At 32.1% G+C, this 21,793-nt stretch carries 21 protein-coding genes; all 21 read right to left on the reverse strand.

Annotated features, from left to right (window positions below; genetic code table 11):
- Nucleotides 1-9: 9 nt before the first annotated feature.
- A complete protein-coding gene (locus tag KQI41_RS17000; protein ID WP_216585791.1) occupies nucleotides 10-1,425 on the reverse strand; it encodes a YlbE family protein in 1,416 nt (471 codons plus the stop codon).
- 14 nt (nucleotides 1,426-1,439) lie between these two features.
- Nucleotides 1,440-2,975, reverse strand: coding sequence for an acyl-CoA synthetase FdrA (gene fdrA, locus KQI41_RS17005; RefSeq protein ID WP_216585792.1), 1,536 nt, complete (start codon nucleotides 2,973-2,975; stop codon nucleotides 1,440-1,442).
- 5 nt (nucleotides 2,976-2,980) lie between these two features.
- Nucleotides 2,981-3,925 carry an oxamate carbamoyltransferase subunit AllH family protein gene (locus KQI41_RS17010; protein ID WP_216585793.1) on the reverse strand — a complete coding sequence of 315 codons (945 nt, stop codon included), beginning with the start codon at nucleotides 3,923-3,925 and terminating at the stop codon, nucleotides 2,981-2,983.
- 27 nt (nucleotides 3,926-3,952) lie between these two features.
- Nucleotides 3,953-5,251 (reverse strand): uracil-xanthine permease family protein, encoded by a 1,299-nt coding sequence (locus tag KQI41_RS17015; protein WP_154440626.1) that lies wholly within the window; start codon nucleotides 5,249-5,251, stop codon nucleotides 3,953-3,955.
- Between the two features lie 61 nt (nucleotides 5,252-5,312).
- Nucleotides 5,313-6,566: a hypothetical protein gene (locus KQI41_RS17020; protein WP_154440624.1), complete on the reverse strand. Its 1,254-nt coding sequence runs from the start codon at nucleotides 6,564-6,566 to the stop codon at nucleotides 5,313-5,315.
- Nucleotides 6,567-6,583: 17 nt separating this feature from the next.
- Nucleotides 6,584-7,795, reverse strand: a complete 1,212-nt coding sequence (locus KQI41_RS17025) for an amidohydrolase family protein (RefSeq protein WP_216585794.1) — start codon at nucleotides 7,793-7,795, stop codon at nucleotides 6,584-6,586.
- 21 nt (nucleotides 7,796-7,816) lie between these two features.
- On the reverse strand, nucleotides 7,817-8,920 hold the full coding sequence (gene atzD, locus KQI41_RS17030) for a cyanuric acid amidohydrolase (RefSeq protein ID WP_216585795.1): 1,104 nt from the start codon (nucleotides 8,918-8,920) through the stop codon (nucleotides 7,817-7,819).
- 220 nt (nucleotides 8,921-9,140) lie between these two features.
- Nucleotides 9,141-10,757, reverse strand: coding sequence for a PucR family transcriptional regulator (locus KQI41_RS17035; protein WP_216585796.1), 1,617 nt, complete (start codon nucleotides 10,755-10,757; stop codon nucleotides 9,141-9,143).
- Nucleotides 10,758-10,801: 44 nt separating this feature from the next.
- Nucleotides 10,802-11,710, reverse strand: coding sequence for an AEC family transporter (locus KQI41_RS17040; RefSeq protein WP_216585797.1), 909 nt, complete (start codon nucleotides 11,708-11,710; stop codon nucleotides 10,802-10,804).
- Between the two features lie 182 nt (nucleotides 11,711-11,892).
- Nucleotides 11,893-13,038 (reverse strand): pyridoxal-phosphate-dependent aminotransferase family protein, encoded by a 1,146-nt coding sequence (locus KQI41_RS17045; RefSeq protein ID WP_216585798.1) that lies wholly within the window; start codon nucleotides 13,036-13,038, stop codon nucleotides 11,893-11,895.
- Between the two features lie 29 nt (nucleotides 13,039-13,067).
- Nucleotides 13,068-13,415, reverse strand: coding sequence for a cupin domain-containing protein (locus KQI41_RS17050; protein WP_216585799.1), 348 nt, complete (start codon nucleotides 13,413-13,415; stop codon nucleotides 13,068-13,070).
- Nucleotides 13,416-13,693: 278 nt separating this feature from the next.
- A complete protein-coding gene (gene wrbA, locus KQI41_RS17055; RefSeq protein WP_154440613.1) occupies nucleotides 13,694-14,302 on the reverse strand; it encodes an NAD(P)H:quinone oxidoreductase in 609 nt (202 codons plus the stop codon).
- 96 nt (nucleotides 14,303-14,398) lie between these two features.
- Entirely contained in the window at nucleotides 14,399-14,707 is a 309-nt protein-coding gene (locus KQI41_RS17060) for an AzlD domain-containing protein (RefSeq protein WP_216585800.1), read from the reverse strand.
- A 1-nt stretch (nucleotide 14,708) separates the two neighbouring features.
- Nucleotides 14,709-15,398 carry an AzlC family ABC transporter permease gene (locus KQI41_RS17065; protein ID WP_154440517.1) on the reverse strand — a complete coding sequence of 230 codons (690 nt, stop codon included), beginning with the start codon at nucleotides 15,396-15,398 and terminating at the stop codon, nucleotides 14,709-14,711.
- A gap of 247 nt (nucleotides 15,399-15,645) precedes the next feature.
- Complete coding sequence (locus KQI41_RS17070) at nucleotides 15,646-16,956, reverse strand: MFS transporter (protein ID WP_154440519.1); 1,311 nt, start codon at nucleotides 16,954-16,956, stop codon at nucleotides 15,646-15,648.
- Between the two features lie 56 nt (nucleotides 16,957-17,012).
- Nucleotides 17,013-17,840: a beta-keto acid cleavage family enzyme gene (locus tag KQI41_RS17075; RefSeq protein WP_154440521.1), complete on the reverse strand. Its 828-nt coding sequence runs from the start codon at nucleotides 17,838-17,840 to the stop codon at nucleotides 17,013-17,015.
- 174 nt (nucleotides 17,841-18,014) lie between these two features.
- The gene (locus tag KQI41_RS17080) at nucleotides 18,015-18,950 is read right to left on the reverse strand and encodes a cyclase family protein (RefSeq protein WP_154440523.1); all 936 of its coding nucleotides are present in this window, start codon (nucleotides 18,948-18,950) and stop codon (nucleotides 18,015-18,017) included.
- A gap of 49 nt (nucleotides 18,951-18,999) precedes the next feature.
- Complete coding sequence (locus KQI41_RS17085) at nucleotides 19,000-19,935, reverse strand: 3-hydroxyacyl-CoA dehydrogenase family protein (RefSeq protein ID WP_154440525.1); 936 nt, start codon at nucleotides 19,933-19,935, stop codon at nucleotides 19,000-19,002.
- Between the two features lie 14 nt (nucleotides 19,936-19,949).
- The gene (locus KQI41_RS17090; protein ID WP_154440527.1) at nucleotides 19,950-20,738 is read right to left on the reverse strand and encodes an SDR family NAD(P)-dependent oxidoreductase; all 789 of its coding nucleotides are present in this window, start codon (nucleotides 20,736-20,738) and stop codon (nucleotides 19,950-19,952) included.
- Nucleotides 20,739-20,764: 26 nt separating this feature from the next.
- On the reverse strand, nucleotides 20,765-21,103 hold the full coding sequence (locus tag KQI41_RS17095; protein ID WP_154440529.1) for a cupin domain-containing protein: 339 nt from the start codon (nucleotides 21,101-21,103) through the stop codon (nucleotides 20,765-20,767).
- 227 nt (nucleotides 21,104-21,330) lie between these two features.
- Nucleotides 21,331-21,549: a hypothetical protein gene (locus KQI41_RS17100; protein WP_154440531.1), complete on the reverse strand. Its 219-nt coding sequence runs from the start codon at nucleotides 21,547-21,549 to the stop codon at nucleotides 21,331-21,333.
- Nucleotides 21,550-21,793 lie beyond the last annotated feature (244 nt).

The following is a 21,793-nucleotide window of genomic DNA, read 5'->3' on the forward strand; positions in this document are numbered from 1 at the left end:
ATTTACCTCCTAGTTATCTTTATTAAACTCAAGAATTGCTTTCTTAAAACATTCCATTGGCGGACTTACTAAACCTGCACCAACTTGTCCTATTCCTGCAACCTTATGTGCCATTCCAGTATTGATTATAGGTAAAATACCTTTTTCAATTACTTTAACTATGTCTATTCCTATGGCAGAACCACGGAAATCTAAAGTTGGAATAGAATAATTGGTATTTTCACCTACAGTTATTTCATACATTTTTTCACTATATCCAATAGCATCTTCTACAGTTCCTCCTACAAACTGCACTATAGCTGGAGACCCACCCATGGCAAATCCTCCTATACCCATGGTTTCTGTAATAGCACTGTCTCCTATGTCTGGATTAGCGTCTTCCTCTTTAAATCCTGGGAACATCAATCCCTTTATCATATTTGCAGGAGCAGTAAACCATTGGTCTTCGCCAAGGCTGCTTACTCTTATGCCAAAATCTACACCATTTCTAGCCATTGTAGTTACTACAGTAGAATTTTCTACTCCATGGGCTGCATCTGTTGCAACCTTACAAGATGGCATAGACAAGTTTAGAAAATAATGTTCATTCATCTTTATGAAATTTAATACTCTCTTTTTTATGTCTATATCTACATCAGTATCTATAATATAAGAAGTTATTTCCCTAAAGAATAAACTAGTAGCAGCCTTATTCCTATTATGACATTCATCCCCCATATGAACTGCTTGAGAAATTATAGACTTTATATCTATTCCCCCATCAATACTCTTTAAAGCCTTTTTCATAGTAGGAGCAAACTCTTCTTCTATCCATTTAAGTCTTTCTATAACCTCATCATTAAATGCACCATACCTTAGAACCTTTCCTAGTCCCTCATTAATTGTACAATAACCATAATTTCCATAGGTCTTATTATATACTACATGTACTGGCATAGAAGGAGATACTATACCTGCCATAGGTCCTACAGTACAGTGTTCATTACAAGGTGAAAACTCAATTTCCCCTGATGATGCTATCTTTGTTGCTTCTTCTTCATTTTTAGCTCTGCCTTCATAAATTAAAGCTCCTATTATAGCACCTTTCATTGGTCCAGCCATTCTTTCCCACTCTATAGGTGGTCCTGAATGGAGTATCATATTTTCCTTCATCCCCGGGATTACATTTATTGCCTTATCTATATCTATGAGCATAGGATGAGAATTCATCATTCTATCCACTGCCTTTTTATTAGCTTCTTTTATATCTTCCCTACTAGACAATTCATCAATTATATTTAATAATTCTATATCCCCACCAGCAGCAGGTACCCAATCTAATTGCAATACATCTTGCCCCTGGAACTCTAGATCATCTTTAAATTTACTTGTCCCTATGTTTAATATCTTTAATTCCTGTGAAAACAGATTATTAATACCACTCATGTCAAACCCTCCTATTATGATAATATTTCTATTACTATATTGGCCGCTTCAATATTACTTTCTGCAATTAGTACGCCTTCATGCTCCAACATTTTTCTTTGATCTTCATAATTTTGTTTATCAATATCTGTACCACAAATATAAGCTACAAATATTAAATTTCTTCCATGGGAATTAGCAATGTTTTTTGCCTCTTTAATAGATTTTATAGTAACTCCTACAGGATCTTCATGAGACCCATATCCTAGTTCAAAATCCATTAATATAATCCCTACTTCTTCATCCTCTGCTTCTTTTATTATTCTATCAAATCTTAAAGTGGGCTCTATCATGGGATGAGGTTTTCCTACAGTAAATTCGTCTTCTCCTAAATCTAATAGTACATTCCCACGATAATCATTTATGTTCTCAAGTTTTTCATTTTCATTTTTTGCTACATTGCTTTTAACAGATTCAAAACTTCCTCTTAAAATAGACAGTGCTTCAGCACATAGTGTACCTCCACAGAATAATCCTCTAAAATATCTTTGTTCTGGCTTTAATAACTTCTTTAACTCTTTAGTATCTATAGATGAATTATTCTCTTTTTCAATTTCCTCTCTACATCCACCTGATAACTCTACAGCTTTCTTTGCTGCTTCATAAAGTCTATAAACAAATATAGCCTTTGAATCCTTTTCATCTTCTTTATCTCCATCTATAAAACATATAACTACTGGTTTATCTACGTTCTTTATTTCCTCCAGTATTTTCTTTTCTACAGATTTTGCTGGTGGCTTGGAAATCAATACTATTACTTCAGTATCATTATCTCTACTTAATGCCTTTAGTCCTTCTATCATCATGATTCCACCAATTTCTTCTTTAAGGTCTCTTCCTCCCGTTCCTATGCCTTGAGATACTCCTCCTCCAAGTCTATGAATTTGGACCATAACCTCTTGAAGTCCTGTACCTGAAGCTCCAACTATCCCTATATTTCCTTTTCTTACTTCATTGGCAAAACATAATCCAACATTGTTTATACTAGCAGTACCACAATCAGGTCCCATTACTAAAAGTCCTTTTTCCCTACCTATTTCCTTTAACTCTTTTTCTTCTTCTAGAGTTACATTGTCACTAAACATCATTACATGAAGACCTTTTTCTAAAGCCTTTTTTGCTTCCCTAGCTGCATATCGTCCCGGTACTGAAATTACTGCTAAATTAGCATCTTCCATTTGCTCTAGTGCTGAATCAATTGTCTTAGGACTTTCTAGCTCTCCTTTATTCTTCTTCTTATTTTTTGGACTTAAAAGTTCTTCTACTAATCTTAAAGCCTCGTCATAGCTATTTTCATTCTCTGCTTTTATAGCAATTATTAAATCGTTATTTCCAGCATCATCTGACTCCTTTGTAGCTAGTCCAACATTTTGTAGCAATTCTTTATTCATTTCTGTTGCCATAGATACTACTGCTTCTTCTACTCCATTTACATCTAGTATTTTACTGGATAAAGACATCAAAGTAACAGAGTCATAATAAGCATTTTTTCTAATTATTGTATTTTTCATAGTTCTTATTCCTCCATATTGAAATTGTTTGTTAATAAAATAAATGCAGTAACTACTCCAACAGCTAAGTCAGTCCCTGAAGAAGACCCAATATTCAGTAATCTCTCCAAAAATAAAAGGAACTGTTTTTTATCTTCATCTAGGAATCCATTTATAAAACTTAAAATATATTCTCTAGATTCGCCTCTTAAAGTAATTGAAAGCATTTGTTTACTTACATCTGTAGTTGCGATTTTATCTATATCAATTAAATTTATTAATTTTCTCTTTATTTTATTGGAATAATCTGTTGAGATTATATTTAGTACAGATAAAAAACCTGTTAGAAAATCATCTCCAGAAGGTGTTAATCCAATTCCAAATCCGATTAAGGAGTTAATCTTAACTTCATCTATATTTCCATCCTCTAAAGCATCTAAAAATACTTCTATTCTCCTTGATAATTCTTTTTCAATTAATCCAGGGGTATAAGCTTTTACTTTTAAAAAATTTTCTAAATAAAAATATCTACATCCACCATTTGAACCCTTTTTTAAAATAAAATCATTGAAATATCCTATATTCTCCATTATTAGGTTTCTATTTAAATCTCTTTTCTTTTCTACATTAGGATTCCACAATATACAATTAGACTCCAAATCTATTCTTACTTTATCCCCTATAATGAGGCTGTTGTCTATTTTAAATAATCTATTTCCTTCTTCTAAATCCAAATCTTCAAAACTTATATTTCTATTATCTATTCTCAAAGTGAAGGGACTATTATCTATATTTTTAGATCCTATGGTATACATATTGTCTTTATTATCTAAAAAATTTATAGTTCTAGAGTAGATGCTGTGGATTTTGCCTACTTCCTTTAAATTCTTATTTTCATTAAAAAACTCAATGAAATGTTTATCATAGGCATAAGCACTAAAACTTATAATTTCATATTCATCTTTCTCCATAAATCGTCCCTTCCTCCTAGTTAATCCTTAATCATTATTTGGTAGACATAGATCTAAGATTATTGATACTAATCCTGCTGGAACTACTCCAGATGTCAAGAAAAGTTGTATATCTCTAGGCAAATTTTGAGTTGCTTCTGGTACTATATTTAGTCCTATACCAAGTCCCAAAGATATTGCTATTATAAGCATATTTCTACTATTCATTGTTATATTTCTCAATAAAGATAAACCAGATACAGCCACCATAGAAAACATGGCAATGGCTGCCCCTCCTAATACTGGTTCTGGCATTATAGCTATTAAGGAACCAAACTTAGGAAATATAGATAGAACTATTAAAATAATTCCTCCTATTTTTACCACATGCCTACTAAATACACCTGTCAAATTAACTACTCCTATATTCTGAGTATAGGAAGTATTGGGAAATCCATTAAATAAAGCAGCTATACTACTTCCTAATCCATCGGCAATTACTCCACCACTCATTTCTTCGTCAGTGGCTTCTCTACCTTCTGCTCCAATAGTAAGGGCAGATATATCTCCTATGGTTTCTATTGCTGTGGCAACGTACATGAAAAGCATTGCTATAATAGCAGTTGGTTTAAATGACCATGTATATGCAAAAGGCTTAGGTAGTGAAACCCAACTTGATTCCATAACTGGTGTTACATCTATCATTCCTAGAAAATAAGATATTAAATATCCAGATACTAATCCTACTAATATTGATGAGGATTTTAAGAACTTATTCTTGCTCTGATTAAATAAAATTATTATAACCAAAACTGTTGTTGAAATTAGTAAGCTTTTTAGATCCCCCATATTGGTACTTCCACCTGCTGCTTGTTTTATACCAACAGGTATAAGTGTTACTCCTATTGTTAGTACTACTATACCTGCTACTAAAGGTGTGAATATTTTCTTTAATCTTAGGAGATTTTTCCCTAAAAGTATTTCAAATAATCCTCCGATGAAGCTTGCACCTAAAACTCCACCTATTCCAAAATCTTTAGCTATAATTAGAACTGTAGATATAAAAGCATTACTAGTTCCCATTACTATAGGAAGCCCTGAGCCTATCCCTTTATATTTCATTATCTGAATAAAGGTCGCTACTCCAGCCATAAATAAAGCACATTGTATTAAAAATGTTGTTTCACTTGGAGGTAAATCTAATAACGTTGATAATAAAAGAGGTACAGTAATATTGGCAGCAAACATAGCTAATATATGTTGGAATGCTAAAGGTATGGCTTTTGATAACTCTGGCTTATCCTCAATACCATAAACAATATCCATTTCCGTTTTTTTATTTTCCATAATATCACCTCTATTTTATGAAAGGGATATAGTGATGCTATATCCCTTTCATATAGTTTTTTTATATTACTATAACTGCAATGATAATCAGAAGAGTTAAAGCTCCCAATATATATTTTAGGTTTCCCTTTATAACGTCTATTATGTCTATTTCGAAACCTTTTGCTAATGCTGCAACATTTATCTGAACCGGGCTTACTTGAGTTCCAAGTCCTGTTGCTATAGCTACAAAACCCATAGCTTCTGAAGGTAATCCTAATGCTGATAAGGTAGGAAGTATCAATGTTAGAACTCCGGCTGCAAATGCTCCAGAAGGAATAGCTATTAAAAATGCTATAATCATTGCCACAGGTAGTATTATTGCTTCTGGAACATTACTTGCTAAGGCTGCTATTTGCTCGAAGGTTCCCAATTCTCCAATCATATTTATAAAGGATAAAAACATTCCTACTGCAAATAAAGTAGTCAAAATAAATCTTGAACCATCAATTAGGGATTCACAAGTCTCATCTATAGTAAGAGGAGTTAAGAGTACTGTTAAAATACTTGTAAAAATAACAGCTGTTGCAGGTGAAAACAAGTTTATTCCAATTAATGAATTTAGCTTACTGCCACCTACTACCATAACTAATAATGCGATGGCTGGTATAGATTGTTTTAGTAATGTACCATTGCTTTTGCCATCATCTTTATCTTCTTCTTTTCCGTTGTCTTTTGTTAGAACACCTCTTTTATAAACACCGTAAATAGCTAGTCCAGCAGCTAGTAAATAGAAAGCTATAGTATATGGTCTCATAGCCGCTGCATGGGCTATTACATCTCTTCCAGCACTTTCTGCTGCTAATACTGTTTCTGTAGAAGCTGGGGATGTGGTAAATCCCACTGCTGAAACAATTGCCATTGCCACAATAACCTCAGGAATTGCTCCTACAGCAGCTGCTGCTAATGGTGCAGTAACCATGGTATTTCCTGCACCCATTCCTGCCATATATGTTGCAAAACCTTGTATTAAAACTATAATTCCTGCTAGTATGCCTATTTTTCCTTTTAAACTTCTTCTAGCTAATTCTACCAATGACTCTATACTTCCAGCCTTTGAAACCATTGCAGCTGAGGCAGCATAAATTATTGGAACTGTAATGCCCAACATATTGGTTATACCATCAACAAACATTTGAGTTGCCTTTGACATTTCTAATCCACCTATTAAAACGGCTAGAATTCCTCCCACCAGTCCTGCAAAAAGCATATGCTGCTTTTTAAATAAAAGTGCCAGTATTACGACTAATGGTATTATATTTATTAACAAACTCATGCCTAGTCCCCTCCTTATTAATTATTTATTAAATTAGTTTCGAAAACATTGTTTTTAAAATATCCATATATATTAGCTTGTCTAATTATTGAATCTGCTTTAGTTTTAGCATCTATAACTATGAAGTTTGCTTTATTTCCTTCTTTGATATTATACTGGAATTTTAAAGCTTCCCCAGGAATAATAGACACCATATCAAATAATTTATTTAGGTCTTTTTCTCCACCCATATGACATCCATGGGCAGCTATTAATATTTCTTCTAATAAGTTTCCATTTCCAAAAGGATTAAAGGGGTCTCTAATATTATCAGATCCAATTGCTACAGGTATATCATGATCTAGCAAATATTTAACTGGTGCTATACCTCTTCTAATATTTATTTTATCTCCTCTTCCTTGTAGATATAGGTTAGTAGAAGGTAATGAAATTATATTTATCTCTGCTTTTTTAATTAGCTCAACAATAGGTAATATAACTTCCTCTTCATTTGCCGCTAGACTACAACAATGACCTGCTGTTACTCTACCAATATATCCATTAGCTATAGTCAACTTTGCCAAATCATTTATTATTAAAGAACTAGCATCATCAGTCTCGTCCATATGCATATCAATATCTACGTCATATTTCATTGCTAAATCAAATATCATATTCATATGCTTTATTGGATCTTCTTCTATTGCTGGTATTCCACCAACTATATCAGCTCCCATCTTCAAAGCTTCTTCTAGATAAAAATAAGACTTACTATTTTTTATTATCCCATCTTGAGGAAAAGCCACTATCTGAATATCTATCAATTCTTTATATTCTTCTTTTAATTCTAATAAAGCTTCAATTGATTTTAGTTGAATTTTATGGTCTACATCTATATGGGTTCTAAGGAACCTAGTTCCATTTCTAAAAGAAAGATCTAAGATCTTCTTAGACCTTTCTTTTACATCTTCTTTGGTCATACTATGTTTATATTTACTCATAATTTCAATTGCTTCATATAAGGTACCACTTTTATTTATTACTTTTTCTCCTATTAAAGCTTTGTCAAGGTGCATATGACCATCTACAAATCCATTTATAACTAGCCTATTTTCTAAATCTATCATTTTGGTATCTAAGTCTATAGGTTTAATATCTCTTCCTATCTTTTCAACTAATCCGTCTTTAATATATACATCTTGTATTGCATTAATAAAAGGTAAATATCCATTTTTCAAGATATAGTTCATTTGACCACCTCAACTCTTATATTATTTTTCAATAATAACAGCTATAGGACCTCCACCAGCTGGGCCTTGATGTTCTGCACCACCTGATACATAAACCATAGGGTCTCCTACAATTGAAGCTATAACACCATTCACTACTGCCCTAGCATGACGAGTATGATTTATATCTGAATCTGTTAACATGGTATTTCTTCTATTTCTTACATATCCATCTGGAGAAGCTTCTGCCTTGGCAAGTATATTCACTATTCTTTTCTTATCTTCTTCAGTTGGTAATTTATCTATGTTTAATCCGCTATCAATCATAGCTTCAATAACGCCTTCTAGATCTATGGCATCCTTCATAACACTATGACCTATTCTATATTTACTAATAGATCTTTTAGAATTACCCATCAATATGATTTCACAATTCATTAACTCTACACCTGCAGAAGTTGAAGCCACCTTTGAATATAAAGACCAATCTTTTAATATAGTCTCTTCTGTAACTTTTGATTCTTCCACTTCATCTAAAGCAACAGCCACTCCTAAAGCAGAAGCTCCTCTTGTATATCCCATTGATTTGTAAGTGTCTTCCACAACAACAGACTTTCCTCTTGATTTTGCTTCTATAATCCTATCAGAAGTCAATAAAGGGCATTTTATCTGTACAAAATGTACATCTTCTTTTTCTTCAATTCCTGCTGATTTCATAAGCTCTAAAACTACTCTCTTTACTTCTTTAACCATGGTTAAAGTACCCATTTCTTCAGGTAAAAAATCTCTAGTAAAACCTACACTTACAGCTAAAGATTTTTCTTCTGTTTTCACTTCTTCTACTTCTTTTTTAGTAAAAATAGTAGCATGAGGAGTCATTACTCCTTCAGTTCCACCAGACATTACAAAAGCAACTTTTTCTTCTACTTCTTTTTCAGTTTTTCCTAACTCTCCAGCTAAAAAGCTTCTGAAAGAAGCTGTACAAAATCCTCTTGTAAAATCATTTACACAACCATTACCTTCTGTTTTACCTAAAACAGCTACAATTTCTTCAGGTACAATCTCACCTGCTTCTATTAATCCTTTCAAACCAACTACATCATCTGGGCCTGCCATTGGAATTTTATATACTTTTACATCCATCATTGCTTTCTCCTCCTTATTTATATTGATTAGTGTTCCTTCATTGGTTAAAATTTAATAATTTATTTGTAATTAAAAATATTTTAAATTTTCTCTTGACAAAAGCATATCATATACATTTTTTATAGTCATCATTATATCTAGCCAAAAAAAACGAGTATCATTGTCAACTATTGACAATGATACTCGTTTTATTACTATTTCCATTATTATATATATATAATTATCTTTGATTTGATGCAAGCCATAAATAAATATTATATGCTAATACTAACTCTCCAATTTCAAATCCATTATTTATATTTATGTCTAATTCTTTTATCCTATCTATTCTATATCTTAAAGTATTGTAGTGTATAAACAAACTCTCTGCTGATTTCTTAACATTGAAATTTTCTTCTATTAAAACTTTTAAAGTCTCCATTAACCTCATATCATTTATCTTATCATATTCTATTATTTTCCCTAGCTTATTGTTTACATATCTATTTAGAATCTCTGTATCCTTTACTTCTTTTATAATATTAAACATTTCATAATCACTATAATGACTTATGAAGGAATTTTGATTTAAAATAGAGCCTGTAATTAAACTGCTTTGAGCTTCTTTATAAGCTAAGGCAAAACTGTCCATATCCTTTGCTGTATTGGATATTCCTATCCCTACTTTAACTTTATCTCTTAGCCTTTCGACAATTAATTTTCCCACTTCTATACAGTTCTCTTTAATATTATTCATAAATATAACATTGATAAAAATTACAATGGAATCATCTATGTACACAGTTTTAATTTTATTGCTATTTATTAATAATTTTTCCTCAAGAATCTTTTCTATATATTTGGAGTCTAAAATATATTCATACAATAGTTTCTTCTTTTTATCATCTTCCATTAATAATTTTGCAATCATTATTACCTCTGGAAATTCCATATTCCATCCAAAGGTTTTAGCTTTATTGATAGTATCTATGGGAGAATCTATCTTTCCCTGTAATATATCTCTAATAAACGCATCTTGAAAGCTTTTCTCCTTTTCTAATACAGCATAATTCTTATAAAACACAGAAGCTATTAATAGAGAAGCCTGTTCAACAGCCACTACTAAACTCTGATTATTAACTTCTCCTTTTAGCAGTACGATGTATCCAAATCTAGTCTTTCCCGCATTTATATAGTGTTTTATATAAGATTCTTCTTCATACTCTATAGCTTCTACTTTAATTTTAAATTTATTGTTTCCATGATTATTAGGAGATGATACTATAGAAACTTCCTGTTCATTTAGATCTTTAGACATATATGTAATATTTAAATCATTATCTAATAAGAGAACTGGAAGCTTTACTATTTCAGATAAATTATTTACTAATGAATCTATATCTTCTCCCTTTAGAAAAAGTTTCATTAGACTTTCATGAACACGATTTCTAAAATTTAGTATATTTATATGTTTATTTAGGGACAATTCAAGGATTTCTGTTACCAGCTTAGATAAATTAGCATCTGGAGGTAACTCTATAATGGGAAAATCCAAATCATTAGCTTGCTTTATCATGGTTGGTGGTATTTCTTTTATATATCTAATAGGTTTTATACATATTCCAGCTAAATTTAGCTCTGCTGATTTTGGAATAAGTTCATTAGTGGCAGTTTCATTGTTGTATATTGGATATAAAGTGGTAATCAGCAGACTACGAGTATCTACATAAGGAAATATATCTGGAACCTCCATTAAAGTCGCATTATCTACAACATTAGATAATCCATTTTTACCAGCAATTATTCTAGAATGTTTAAATCCGTCTAATTCTAGCACATCTTTTACTGTTATAAGCATATTAATCACCCATTTCTAATTTAGATAATCATCTATTAATCTTTTTATAGTAGTACTGAAATTATTGGTATAGTCAATATAGATAATATATGGCTCATTATATTGAATTTTAAAGCAAATTCTATTTCACAATCATGCTTTTGAGTTAAGACTACAAGTAGTATTGCTGTTGGTAGGGACTGCATTGTAACTATTATACTTGTAAGAAGTTGCGGGGCATTTATGGCCTTAAGAAGCAATAATGCAGTAATCGGTGCTATAATTAATTTAATAAAACAACCATAATATATATCCTTATCTCCAATTATTTCTTTTAATTTTAGCTTAGTCATTTTTTCACCTAATATTAACATTGATAATGGTGAGGTAAGTGCTGCTAACATTGTAAGAGGCTTACTAACTACATAAGGCATCTCTATTTTTAGTATGAACATTATTGTACCTAGAAATACTGCAATCAGTGCTGGAGTTTTCACTAATACTTTAAATGGAGATTGTGTTTTTTCCTTTGAAAGCATTCTTTCTCCATAGGTCCACAATATGGTATGATAAGGTATCATAAATACAGAGGCATAAAGCACCGCTTCTTGTCCAAATAATTCCAATATCAATGGAAGTCCCATAAATCCAGAGTTAGGAAATACTGTCCCAAATATTAAAACAGCTTTTTTCTCTTTAGGATATTTTATAAAAAGAATCTTGGATATTAATACGGTGATAATGTGTACTCCTATAGAATATCCAAATATTAATAATACTCCCCTCAATGTATCCTTTGAATAGCTCATATTAAAGGATGAAATTATAAGTGCTGGTAAGGCTATTGCTGTAAGTATTTGAGTCATACCCTTAGATATATTTTCATTTATTATATCTTTCTTTGTTGCTATGTATCCTACTGCCATAAGTAAGGCTAATACTATAACCTGCTGTATTACAAAAGACGTTTGCATATTGTTCCCCCTCAATCTCAATTACTTCTATTATATATTTATTTTAGTTAAAAAACTAGGTGAAGTCCACCTAGTTTTCGACTTTATATCTTCATTATATCAGGGAATTATGCTTTCAATAAAATTTAACAGAGTTTATCTTTACAGAAAAAAGAAGGATTACTACCATCCTCTTCTATCTATTATTTAAGCAATTCTGCCATTAATGTTCCTACGCCTTTACCAAGTTCTACTTCAATTCCTGATCTATATAAGGCTCTTTCTATGGATGCTATTGTTGAAACCATATCGTGAATATCTATATTTCCCATATGACCTAGTCTAAACATTTTTCCTGCATAGGCTGCTAATCCTCCTGCTACAACTACTCCTTCTTCTCCTAAAATCTTTCTAAATTCTAAATCATTTACTCCTTCCATATATAGAACATTTGATAATGTAACTGCTCTATGGTCTTTATCTGCTAGTAATGTAAAGCCCATGACCTCTAATGCCGCTTGCATTGCTTTAGCATTTTTACTATGTCTTTCGTATCTATTTTCTATTCCTTCTTCTTTAATAATTCTCACTGATTCTTTAAGTGCCCAAATCATATTTACAGCTGGAGTTGCAAAGTATTTTGAAGGATCTTGCATAATTGGAAGCCATTTATCAAAGTCTATATAATACTCTGGAATTCTTCCAAGTTCTTTTCTTTTTTCCATCGCTTTAGACCCTGCCCATACTATTGCAAGTCCTGGTGCTACTCCAAAAGCTTTTTGTGATCCAGTAATCAGAATATCTATATTCATATCATCTACATACTCTGGTTCAGCTGCTGTAGCACAAACTCCGTCTACAATATATATTGTCTCAGGGAATTTTTTCAGCATTTCACCGATCTCTTTTATTGGAGCACAAACCCCCGTTGATGTATCCACATGAGTTACTGTAATTCCATCATATTTTTTTTCATTTAATTTTGCTTCAATATCTTCTATAGGTACGATTTTTCCCCATTCACTACTTATTACATCTACATTTATACCTTTTCTTTCGGCTAGATCAATAAATCTATCTCCAAAGAACCCATTTGATACAATAAGTAAATTATCTCCTGATTTTAAAGTATTTGCTATACCCATTTCCATTGCCATGGTGCCAGTTCCTGCAATAACAAATACTTCTCCTTCTGTTTTCCATAATTCCTTCATATCTTTAAGTAATTCTTTATAGTCATTTATAAATCCTAGATCTCCAAAGGCAACTGTTTCTCTTCCCATCTGATTTTGAATAGACCTTACAACAGGTGTTGGTCCTGGAATCATAACTAATTTCCTAGGTTTCATCCTATATTCCTCCCTTTATTTTATATTATTTAAGCCTTTATAATTAAGCCTATAAATTCTAAATCTTCACTTCCAATGTTTTTTATTGAATGTCCTTCACCGCTTTTACATAAAGTGAAATCTCCTTCTTTAATGGTTATTTCACTCCCATTATCGCTATAAAGAGCCTGACCCTTAAGTATATAATAAGCTTCCTGCTCTCCTTCATGTTTATGGAATCCTATGGATTTTCCAGGTTCTATTGTATGCTTTGCAAATAATCTACCATGTCCGCAGAAATCTTCCACTTCAAATAAATGAGTTCTATTAATTTCTCCTTCTCCCTGCATTAAATTCACAACTACGTCTTTTCTTAATTCATCAGATCTTTTTATCATTTTAAAAACCTCCTAATTAAATTAATATTTGAAGTAACCATGGTGCTAAAAATACAGTAAATAAACCTGTAGCACTTATGGGCAGTGAATCCATTGCCCCTTTCCTTTTTATAAAAGATAAATATTTCATATTAATATAGTAAGGTATTATCTTTATATCAATTATATGAATTTTCCTATTTTTATACAATATTTTTACTATGAAATGCTAAAGAATTCCTACTACCCCATTAAAAGTAAAAACTAGGTAATATATTACCTAGTTTTTTATTCTGCAATTACTTCCCTTTTTTAATCCAACTGGCTACTTCTACCGTTCTCTTTGCTTGATGTTTCACTGCGTCGTTTACATCCTCAACCATGTTTCCATCTTGCCCCTGTGTAACAGATGTACCGTATGGATTTCCTCCTGCTTTATATATTGAATCATCAGTAAATCCTGGTGGCACTATAATTGCTCCCCAGTGCATCATTGACGTATATAGTGATTTTACTGTAACCTCTTGCCCACCGTTAGGATTTCCAGCTGATGCCATTGCTGAAACTACTTTATTTGTAAGCTTCCCTTGTGCCCACATTCCACCTTGCATATCTAAGAATTGTTTCATTTGTGAAGGTAAGTTTCCAAATCTAGTTGGCATTGAGAATATTATAGCATCTGCCCAATCTAAATCTGCCGATGTAGCTATGGGTACATCCTTTGTTGCCTCTACATTGGCTCTCCATGCTGGGTTGGAATCTATAGCAGCATCTGGTGCTAGCTCTTGAACTTTAAGGACCCTGACTTCTGCCCCTACTTCTAAGGCTCCTTCTTCTGCCATTTTAGCTAATTTATAATTTATCCCTGTTGAACTATAGTATATTACTGCTAATTTAACTTTTTCCATCATCATTTCTCCCTTCAATAATATATATGTCAATTTGATATTGTCCTTGAGTATTGATAATATACCCTTACGAAAAAGTCACTAAACATCTTCATACTATACGAGGGTATTTATTGCTAGAAATGATAATATTATTCCAGCTAAAACCGATAGAACTAAATTTCCTTTTATATATGATATAATAGCTGCAATTCCAACACCTATAACAGTTACTATTTTCATTCCGTCAGCAGCAGTCAATATACCTCTTATGATTAGGATACTCAAAGAGGTATAGGGTATATATAGGAGAAACTCCTTCAAACTTTTATTTATATTTCTGTTGTTTAATAATGCTAATGGTATTAACCTTGGCAAATATGTAACTAGAGTCATACCTATTATTAATGGAAAATAGCTTTTCATCTTATTCCTCCTCATTTTTCCTAAAGATGACTACTCCTATGGAAGAAGATATTATAATTCCAAGGATTATATCCCAGCCTGAAGTAAATATCTTAGAATAAAATAATATTACATAAACTACTGCTGATATTATGGATAGGAATAAAATATTCTTTGATTTCTTTATTTCTGGAAAAAGTAATGCTGCAAACATTGCATATAATCCTATACTCAGACTAGACTGCAAAGAAGCAGGAAGTATTTCTCCCACTAAATACCCAGCAATTGTACCTAATGCCCAAGAACTATAGGCTAATATATTTATTGTAAGCACAAAGGGTAAGTCAATCTTATCTTTATTAAAAGAAATTACTGAAAATGTTTCATCAGTGATTCCAAAGGCCACTATGGGTAGAAATTTTTTATTCATATCTTGAAATTCTACTGCCAATGATGCTGACATCATCATATGCCTAAGATTTAATAAGAAAGTTGCAAGTATTATGCTGCCTACAGATACTCCTGCCCTTATAAAATCCAATGCCATAAATTGACTAGCCCCTGCATATACCATTACAGATAAAAGGCTTGTATCTCTAAAAGTAACATCAGTATTTTTTGATAGTAAACCAAAAGCCATAGCTATGGGAAAATACCCTATTACTATTGGTAGTACAGCTATAATTCCCTCCTTTATTCTATCTTTTGTCATATTCCCATCTTCCTTTCTTACATTATCACAATAAAAATTAATAATATTATATTAGTATTACTATGAAAACACAAGGAAAATAAGACAAGTTCACAATTTATACTTAGTATAAATTGTGAACTTGTCTTTTGAGGTCATTATATTGTAAAGATATTTAATCTTTCTTTTAATTCTTGTGATAATCCTTTTAATTTTAATGCTGTTTCATTAAATTCCATGAATTATGTTTAAATTTATGCATATATAATTAAATATCATCTACAATATTACTAAATTTTAAGTCTTCATTGTTTAATTGAAAGTCCTTATTATATCTGTGTTCATCTATGATATTAATTAATATCATATTAATTAATATTAGAAAAACATTTATAATATATACACCTCTTAAACTCCCAGTTAATTTTATTGAAATACCACTTAATAAGAAATTTAGTGCTGTGATTAAACCTTGTATCGGAAATACTACGCTATTTACTTTTTCAAATCCATGTCTGCCAAAAATAGCTGCTGGAAGAGAGGTTGTAAAGTTTGCAGAGCCACCAATAGACATTCCAATCATAAATATAGATATATAAACAAGTATTTTGATTTCTGTAATATTAGCTATAAGTGCTAAAACATACCAAGCTCCAAATATTAACATGGAATTCTTAGTTCCCCACTTTTGATCAATTACACCAAATCCCCATGAACCAACTACTCCAATACATGCTAAAACTGTCATAATACCTATTGCTTGACTCTGAGTAAATCCAAGCTGCATATTCCTTACTACTAACTGCGTCATAATGCCAACAGTAACTAGCTGATACATTCCTGTAGTAATTGCACTTAACCAAAGCTCTTTAGTTTTTAATAGCTTAGATGTAGTCCATCCTCCATCTTCATCTACTACATCTGTATGATATTCTCTTTCATATTCTTCCCTATTTACATTATCTGGAAGCTGCCCTCTCGCTTCTGGCGTATCTCTAACAAAAATAATACCTATTATACCTAGAAATATGGCAGCAATACTAGGCAGTACTACTCCTTTAGAAAGTCCGAAAGATCCTACTGTAGCTGAAATTAAGGGAACATAAAAGGCTGAAGCAAGATTATGCCCCATTGTAGTATATCCCATGACAATTCCTTTTTTCTTAGGAAACCATTTTGCAACCAATGTTCCACCAGCAATATACCCAGCTGACATTGATGCACCTGTTACTATACATAGGCAAATAGCATACATAACTAAAGAATTTGAATAACCTAATCCTAGATATGCAACACCTGACAATATCATACAGATACCTGATGTATATCTGGCACCAATCTTTCTATTTACTTGCCCAAAAATAAGAAAAAAGATAAATCCTACTAATCCTGCTACTGTTCCCATGCTTAGAACAGTAGAATATTCTATACCCATTTTCTCCGTAAAGGCTGGAGCAGTAATGTTTGATCCATCATTTACCATTCCAACATACAACCAAAACATTGCAGCACAATAAATTATTGTTCCCCATCCTGCTTTTCCAAATTTTCCTAGTTGATTGCTAGATTTGCTATTCATACCAATGCCCCCTCAGTATTCTTATTTTCAACTGAATATGAATTCTTCAGGTTTTCCTAGCAATTCTTTAATCCCAGTATTTTTCTTGCTTCAGCAGGTGTTGCTATCTCTCTTCCTATTTCTGCAACTATTCTTTTTGTCCTTTCTACAAACTCTACATTTGATTTTGCTAACCTTCCTGGTCCGTAGTATACATTATCTTCCATTCCTACTCTTACGTGCCCACCAAGAGCTAATGTAGCATATAAAATCGGCAGATGTTGTTTTCCTATTCCCAATGCTCCCCATGTACTTCCCTCTGGTATTAATCCCTTAAGATAAACTAGGTTTTCCACTGTTGCAGCCATTCCTCCTGCCGCCCCTAAAACAAATTGGAAATGTAATGGAGCTTTTAATATTCCTTTCTTCAAGTAATATAAGGCATTGTAAACCATTCCTGCATCAAATATTTCTATTTCTGGTTTTACATTATTTTCTTCCATTGTTTTACCTAACTTTTCTAAAAATGATGGACTATTTTCAAATACTGATGTATGTAACCAGTTCATTGAGCCACAATCATAGGATGCCATTTCTGGTTTCAATTCTACAAATGGCTTCATCCTTATTTCATCTGTTAATCCTAATCCACCTGATGTTGTAAGGTTTAGTACTATATCGCAACGTTCTCTAACTAATTTTACAGTTTCTTCAAATTTCTCAAAACTCATTGATGCATTATCATCATCATCTCTTACATGTATATGAGCTACAGATGCTCCTGCCTTCCAACATTCATATACTTCATCTGCTATTTCCTTAGGTTGTAAAGGTACATAAGGAGTATCAGTTTTTTTAGGCCACGCTCCTGTAGTGGCAACAGTTAATATTACTTTATTGTCCATATTTCTACACCTCATTCTATTTTATTTGTTAATATATGATTTTGTTAATTATAAAACACTTATTAGAATAGATTAGGGAGTATCTTGAAATTAAGATTTGCTATAATTTATAAATACTCCCTAGTTTTTTAATTACTGACCCTATTCTCTAAATCAAAATATATAGACTTATGATTAAAGTCCTCCATATGTGTACACTCTATCTGGTACGTCATTTATATCATCTTCGTCTATTTCTGCTACGCAACGAACCATAGATCCATCTCCCATATACCATCTAATTGGGAAACAGAAGAATCTGAAACGTTTTCCAGAAACTTTATCTAAATCTCCACCAAGGTTTTCAACACCTACGATACCATGTCCCAACATTTGTTTATGACAAGGTTCCCATGTTCCCCAGCATCCTATTGCTTCTAAATCACCAAATTTAGCATCATAGGCTTCTTGACCATGGATTCTGATATATTCTTCTTTATCAAATTCTGCATATGCCTCTTCACCAAATTTTTCTTTATATTCTTCTGTAATTGGTCTTCCTGAAGCACCTGTTAAGTTCATACGAGTACCACCATTATTTCCCATTGCTGTATGAAGTGGATGGTCTAGAGCTTGCATATCCATGGCTACACATTTTACCTTATGCTTTACAAACCATTTTCCAGCTTCAACTCCTGTACCACATGAGTAATGATAATATTCTTTTGAATCATCAAATTTACGGTGCATTCCTGTATTTAAGCAAACAACCATTCCTTCTAATTCCTCTGGTTTAATGTTTGCACGTTTACAAGCATCATCTAAATGTTCTGGTAAAATTAGTCCCCAAGGCTCAATGTTGATTTCAAGGCAAACTGCATCACCTGTATATGCATCTACAGGCATTTCGTGAGTATAACGAGCTCTTCTACCGTCAAATTCAGTTTCCATAACATGACGTGGTGCATCACAATGTGTACCAGTATGCTGAACACAATCGATTCTTTGTGTAAGAACACCACCCTTTGCCAAAGTATGCATTGAATCAATTACTGGTTTTGCAAAATAAGGCCAACGTGGTATTTCTGCACTAAATGGATGGGTTAAATCTACAAATACTTTTTTACTCATTAATAATTCCTCCTCGATTTTAACTTTCTTTAAATCTATTAATTTATTGTTATTCTATATTCTTTGTTGCTTTTATTAGATATTCTATTAATCCTCTTCTAGATTCTTCAATATCTTTTTCTGACCATTCTTGAAATCCTAAGCCTGTTTTAAAACCTAATTCACCCTTTTCAACCTTTTCTTTCAATAAAGGTGATGGTTCAGTAGAGTTTTCTATATGCTTTAGGATGTAATTATGAATAGATAAAGTTAAATCTGTACCTATCATATCTGCATTTTCCAAAGGAGATAATTGAGGTATCCTAAGTCCAAAACTATATTTAATAGCTTCATCTACTGTTTTGGCGTCAGCTATACCTCTTTCTACAATTGATATTGCTTCTCTCCACAATGCATGTTGCAATCTATTTGCTAAAAATCCAGGAACATCTTTATTTACCTTTACTGGTTTCTTTCCTACATATTTCATTATTTCAAATGTTCTATCTGCTATTTCTTCAGATGTAAACTCTGTTTTTACAATTTCCACCAGGGGAATCAAAAAAGGTGGATTCCAAAAATGGGTTCCAACTATTCTATTTTTATTTTTACACTTGCTTCCAATCTCAGTAATACTCATTACTGATGTATTTGAAGCAAGTATTGTATCTGGGCCGCAAATCTCATCTAATTCCTTAAATAAGTTTTGCTTTAATTCCATATCTTCTGGAATATTTTCTATAACCAGTGATGCATCCCTAGTTACATATAATTTATCAGCAGATATTTCTATATTACTTAATACTTCTACAATCTTCTCTCTTGGAAATGCATCATTATCAGCCATAGTTGTTAAATTCTTTCTTATAACTTCATGGGCATTAGAGTTTTCAGGATTCCTTGAGAATATTCTTACTCTTATTCCTTTTGATGCAAATATTTGTGCAATTCCACTTCCCATTAATCCGGAGCCGAATATTGCTATGCTGTTAATCTTTGAATCCATGGTTTTATCCTCCTCTAACCTGCCAAATATCCACCATCAACATATATAGTAGTTCCTGTACAGAAATTACTTGCTGCTGAGGCTAAGAATATACATACACCAACATAATCTTCAGGTTCACCTAATCTTCCAATAGGAAGTCTGGTTAGAAACTTGGTTCTAGCAGTATCATCTTCAAACATCCACTCTGTTAATTCTGATCTAAATACTGTAGGTCCAATGGCATTTACATTTATTCCATACTCTCCCCATTCACAAGCAAGGGATTTAGCCATAAGGTCTATTCCTGCCTTAGATGGACTATATGCAGTATAGCCTTTCATTCCTAATTTTCCTCTTGCAGAGGATACTAAGATAACCTTTCCACCTCTTCCCTGGTCTTTCATAACTTGTCCTGCGTATTTGCAGTATAACCAAGTTCCTAATACATTGGCATCCATAATGGCCTGCCATTCCTCCTTAGGTTGTTCTAAAATAGGCTTAGGATTATTCATACCTGCTGTACATAGTAATATATCTATTCCACCATATTTCTTTACAGTTTCTTCTATAACATTTTTTACATCTTCTTCTTTTACTGGATCACCAACTATATAATCACAGTCTATTCCTTTATCTTTCATCTCTTCATGGAGTTTCTTAAGCTTATCTTCTGATCTTCCAGTAAGCATTACTTTTGCTCCAGCATATCCATAACCCCAAGAAGCGGCTTTTCCTAAATTTCCAGTTGCTCCTGTAACTATGGCTACCTTATTTTTTATATCAAATAAACTATTTACAAAATCTGTTTTTACCATTACCATAAATCAGCACCTCCTATTTATTGAATTTAATTATTTATAACTACTAACATTTTACATGGCTCATTTGTTTCATTTATTATGGTTCTACCTTCAAAAGGCGGGATATATAATGAGTCATTCTTCTTAAGTACAAAGGTTTCCTTATCTGATTTAACAGTTATTTCACCTTCCAAAACAAAATATACCTTTTCTGTTGGAGACTCTGTATAATCATATTCTGCTCCTCCCCCTGGTAAAAAATGAGTAACTCCCATCCAGAATTTTGAAACTCCTGTTTCTTCTTTACCTTGAACCCTTAGGGAAACGCAATCAAAGTGTTTAGGAGCTTTATATGGCTTGACTTCTTTAAATTCAACTAATTTCATATGGCACCTCCTTTATCTTTGTCTATATACTATAGCAACAACCATGCCAATACCTCTAAGTAATTTAAATTAATCTTCATAAGGCATATTATCTAATGTTTACTCAATTAATCTATTTTGACTTAATTCTTTTCATCATAATTCTAGTAACTTTTAATTCAGATATGAATCTGATAATTCACATTTGAATTATGAAAGGATGTCTAAGCATCCTTTCATAATCTTTACTATTTTGCCTCTGAAGCCTTTAACATCTTATAAAATACCATTACACCAATAAATCCACTAAATAGTCCACTTAAAAATCCGCTTATTCCATTACCCATTCCACTTTGAAAGGCAGTCTGTGGAACTGGTATTATCAATAAGTTTATTAAAAAACTTATGACTCCACTTATGACCCCACCTATTATCCCACCCTTAAAAGCCTCTTTTTTTACATTCATCAAATGACCCCCTTTTATTATTTTTTAAGTATGATATACCATACCTATTTATAATTTAATGCAATCAATATGCCAAAAACTTGTCTTGGCAAATAAATTTAACAATTTTCTAACTATTTATTTTAGAACATTTTTATATAACCCACCGGTTATACATTCCATAACATAATATGTATTGTACAATATCTGTTCTCATATGCTAATGTAAAATCAGTATAAGGAAATATTATTATAAATCTAGGGG

This window comes from Tissierella pigra, assembly GCF_018917845.1.
In the GTDB taxonomy this organism is placed as follows: Bacteria; Bacillota; Clostridia; order Tissierellales; family Tissierellaceae; genus Tissierella; species Tissierella pigra.

Coding starts and splice junctions, on each gene's coding strand:
- KQI41_RS17090 (WP_154440527.1), bottom strand. CDS start 20,738: ATGGTAATGGTAAAAACAGATTTTGTAAATAGTTTATTTGATATAAAA.
- fdrA (WP_216585792.1), bottom strand. CDS start 2,975: ATGAAAAATACAATAATTAGAAAAAATGCTTATTATGACTCTGTTACT.
- atzD (WP_216585795.1), bottom strand. CDS start 8,920: ATGATGGATGTAAAAGTATATAAAATTCCAATGGCAGGCCCAGATGAT.
- KQI41_RS17000 (WP_216585791.1), bottom strand. CDS start 1,425: ATGAGTGGTATTAATAATCTGTTTTCACAGGAATTAAAGATATTAAAC.
- KQI41_RS17080 (WP_154440523.1), bottom strand. CDS start 18,950: ATGAGTAAAAAAGTATTTGTAGATTTAACCCATCCATTTAGTGCAGAA.
- KQI41_RS17020 (WP_154440624.1), bottom strand. CDS start 6,566: ATGAGTTTGTTAATAAATATAATACCATTAGTCGTAATACTGGCACTT.
- KQI41_RS17060 (WP_216585800.1), bottom strand. CDS start 14,707: ATGAAAAGCTATTTTCCATTAATAATAGGTATGACTCTAGTTACATAT.
- KQI41_RS17075 (WP_154440521.1), bottom strand. CDS start 17,840: ATGGACAATAAAGTAATATTAACTGTTGCCACTACAGGAGCGTGGCCT.
- KQI41_RS17025 (WP_216585794.1), bottom strand. CDS start 7,795: ATGAACTATATCTTGAAAAATGGATATTTACCTTTTATTAATGCAATA.
- KQI41_RS17035 (WP_216585796.1), bottom strand. CDS start 10,757: ATGCTTATAACAGTAAAAGATGTGCTAGAATTAGACGGATTTAAACAT.
- KQI41_RS17065 (WP_154440517.1), bottom strand. CDS start 15,398: ATGACAAAAGATAGAATAAAGGAGGGAATTATAGCTGTACTACCAATA.
- KQI41_RS17070 (WP_154440519.1), bottom strand. CDS start 16,956: ATGAATAGCAAATCTAGCAATCAACTAGGAAAATTTGGAAAAGCAGGA.
- KQI41_RS17010 (WP_216585793.1), bottom strand. CDS start 3,925: ATGGAGAAAGATGAATATGAAATTATAAGTTTTAGTGCTTATGCCTAT.
- KQI41_RS17100 (WP_154440531.1), bottom strand. CDS start 21,549: ATGAATGTAAAAAAAGAGGCTTTTAAGGGTGGGATAATAGGTGGGGTC.
- KQI41_RS17040 (WP_216585797.1), bottom strand. CDS start 11,710: ATGCAAACGTCTTTTGTAATACAGCAGGTTATAGTATTAGCCTTACTT.
- KQI41_RS17085 (WP_154440525.1), bottom strand. CDS start 19,935: ATGGATTCAAAGATTAACAGCATAGCAATATTCGGCTCCGGATTAATG.
- wrbA (WP_154440613.1), bottom strand. CDS start 14,302: ATGGAAAAAGTTAAATTAGCAGTAATATACTATAGTTCAACAGGGATA.
- KQI41_RS17050 (WP_216585799.1), bottom strand. CDS start 13,415: ATGATAAAAAGATCTGATGAATTAAGAAAAGACGTAGTTGTGAATTTA.
- KQI41_RS17045 (WP_216585798.1), bottom strand. CDS start 13,038: ATGAAACCTAGGAAATTAGTTATGATTCCAGGACCAACACCTGTTGTA.
- KQI41_RS17095 (WP_154440529.1), bottom strand. CDS start 21,103: ATGAAATTAGTTGAATTTAAAGAAGTCAAGCCATATAAAGCTCCTAAA.
- KQI41_RS17015 (WP_154440626.1), bottom strand. CDS start 5,251: ATGGAAAATAAAAAAACGGAAATGGATATTGTTTATGGTATTGAGGAT.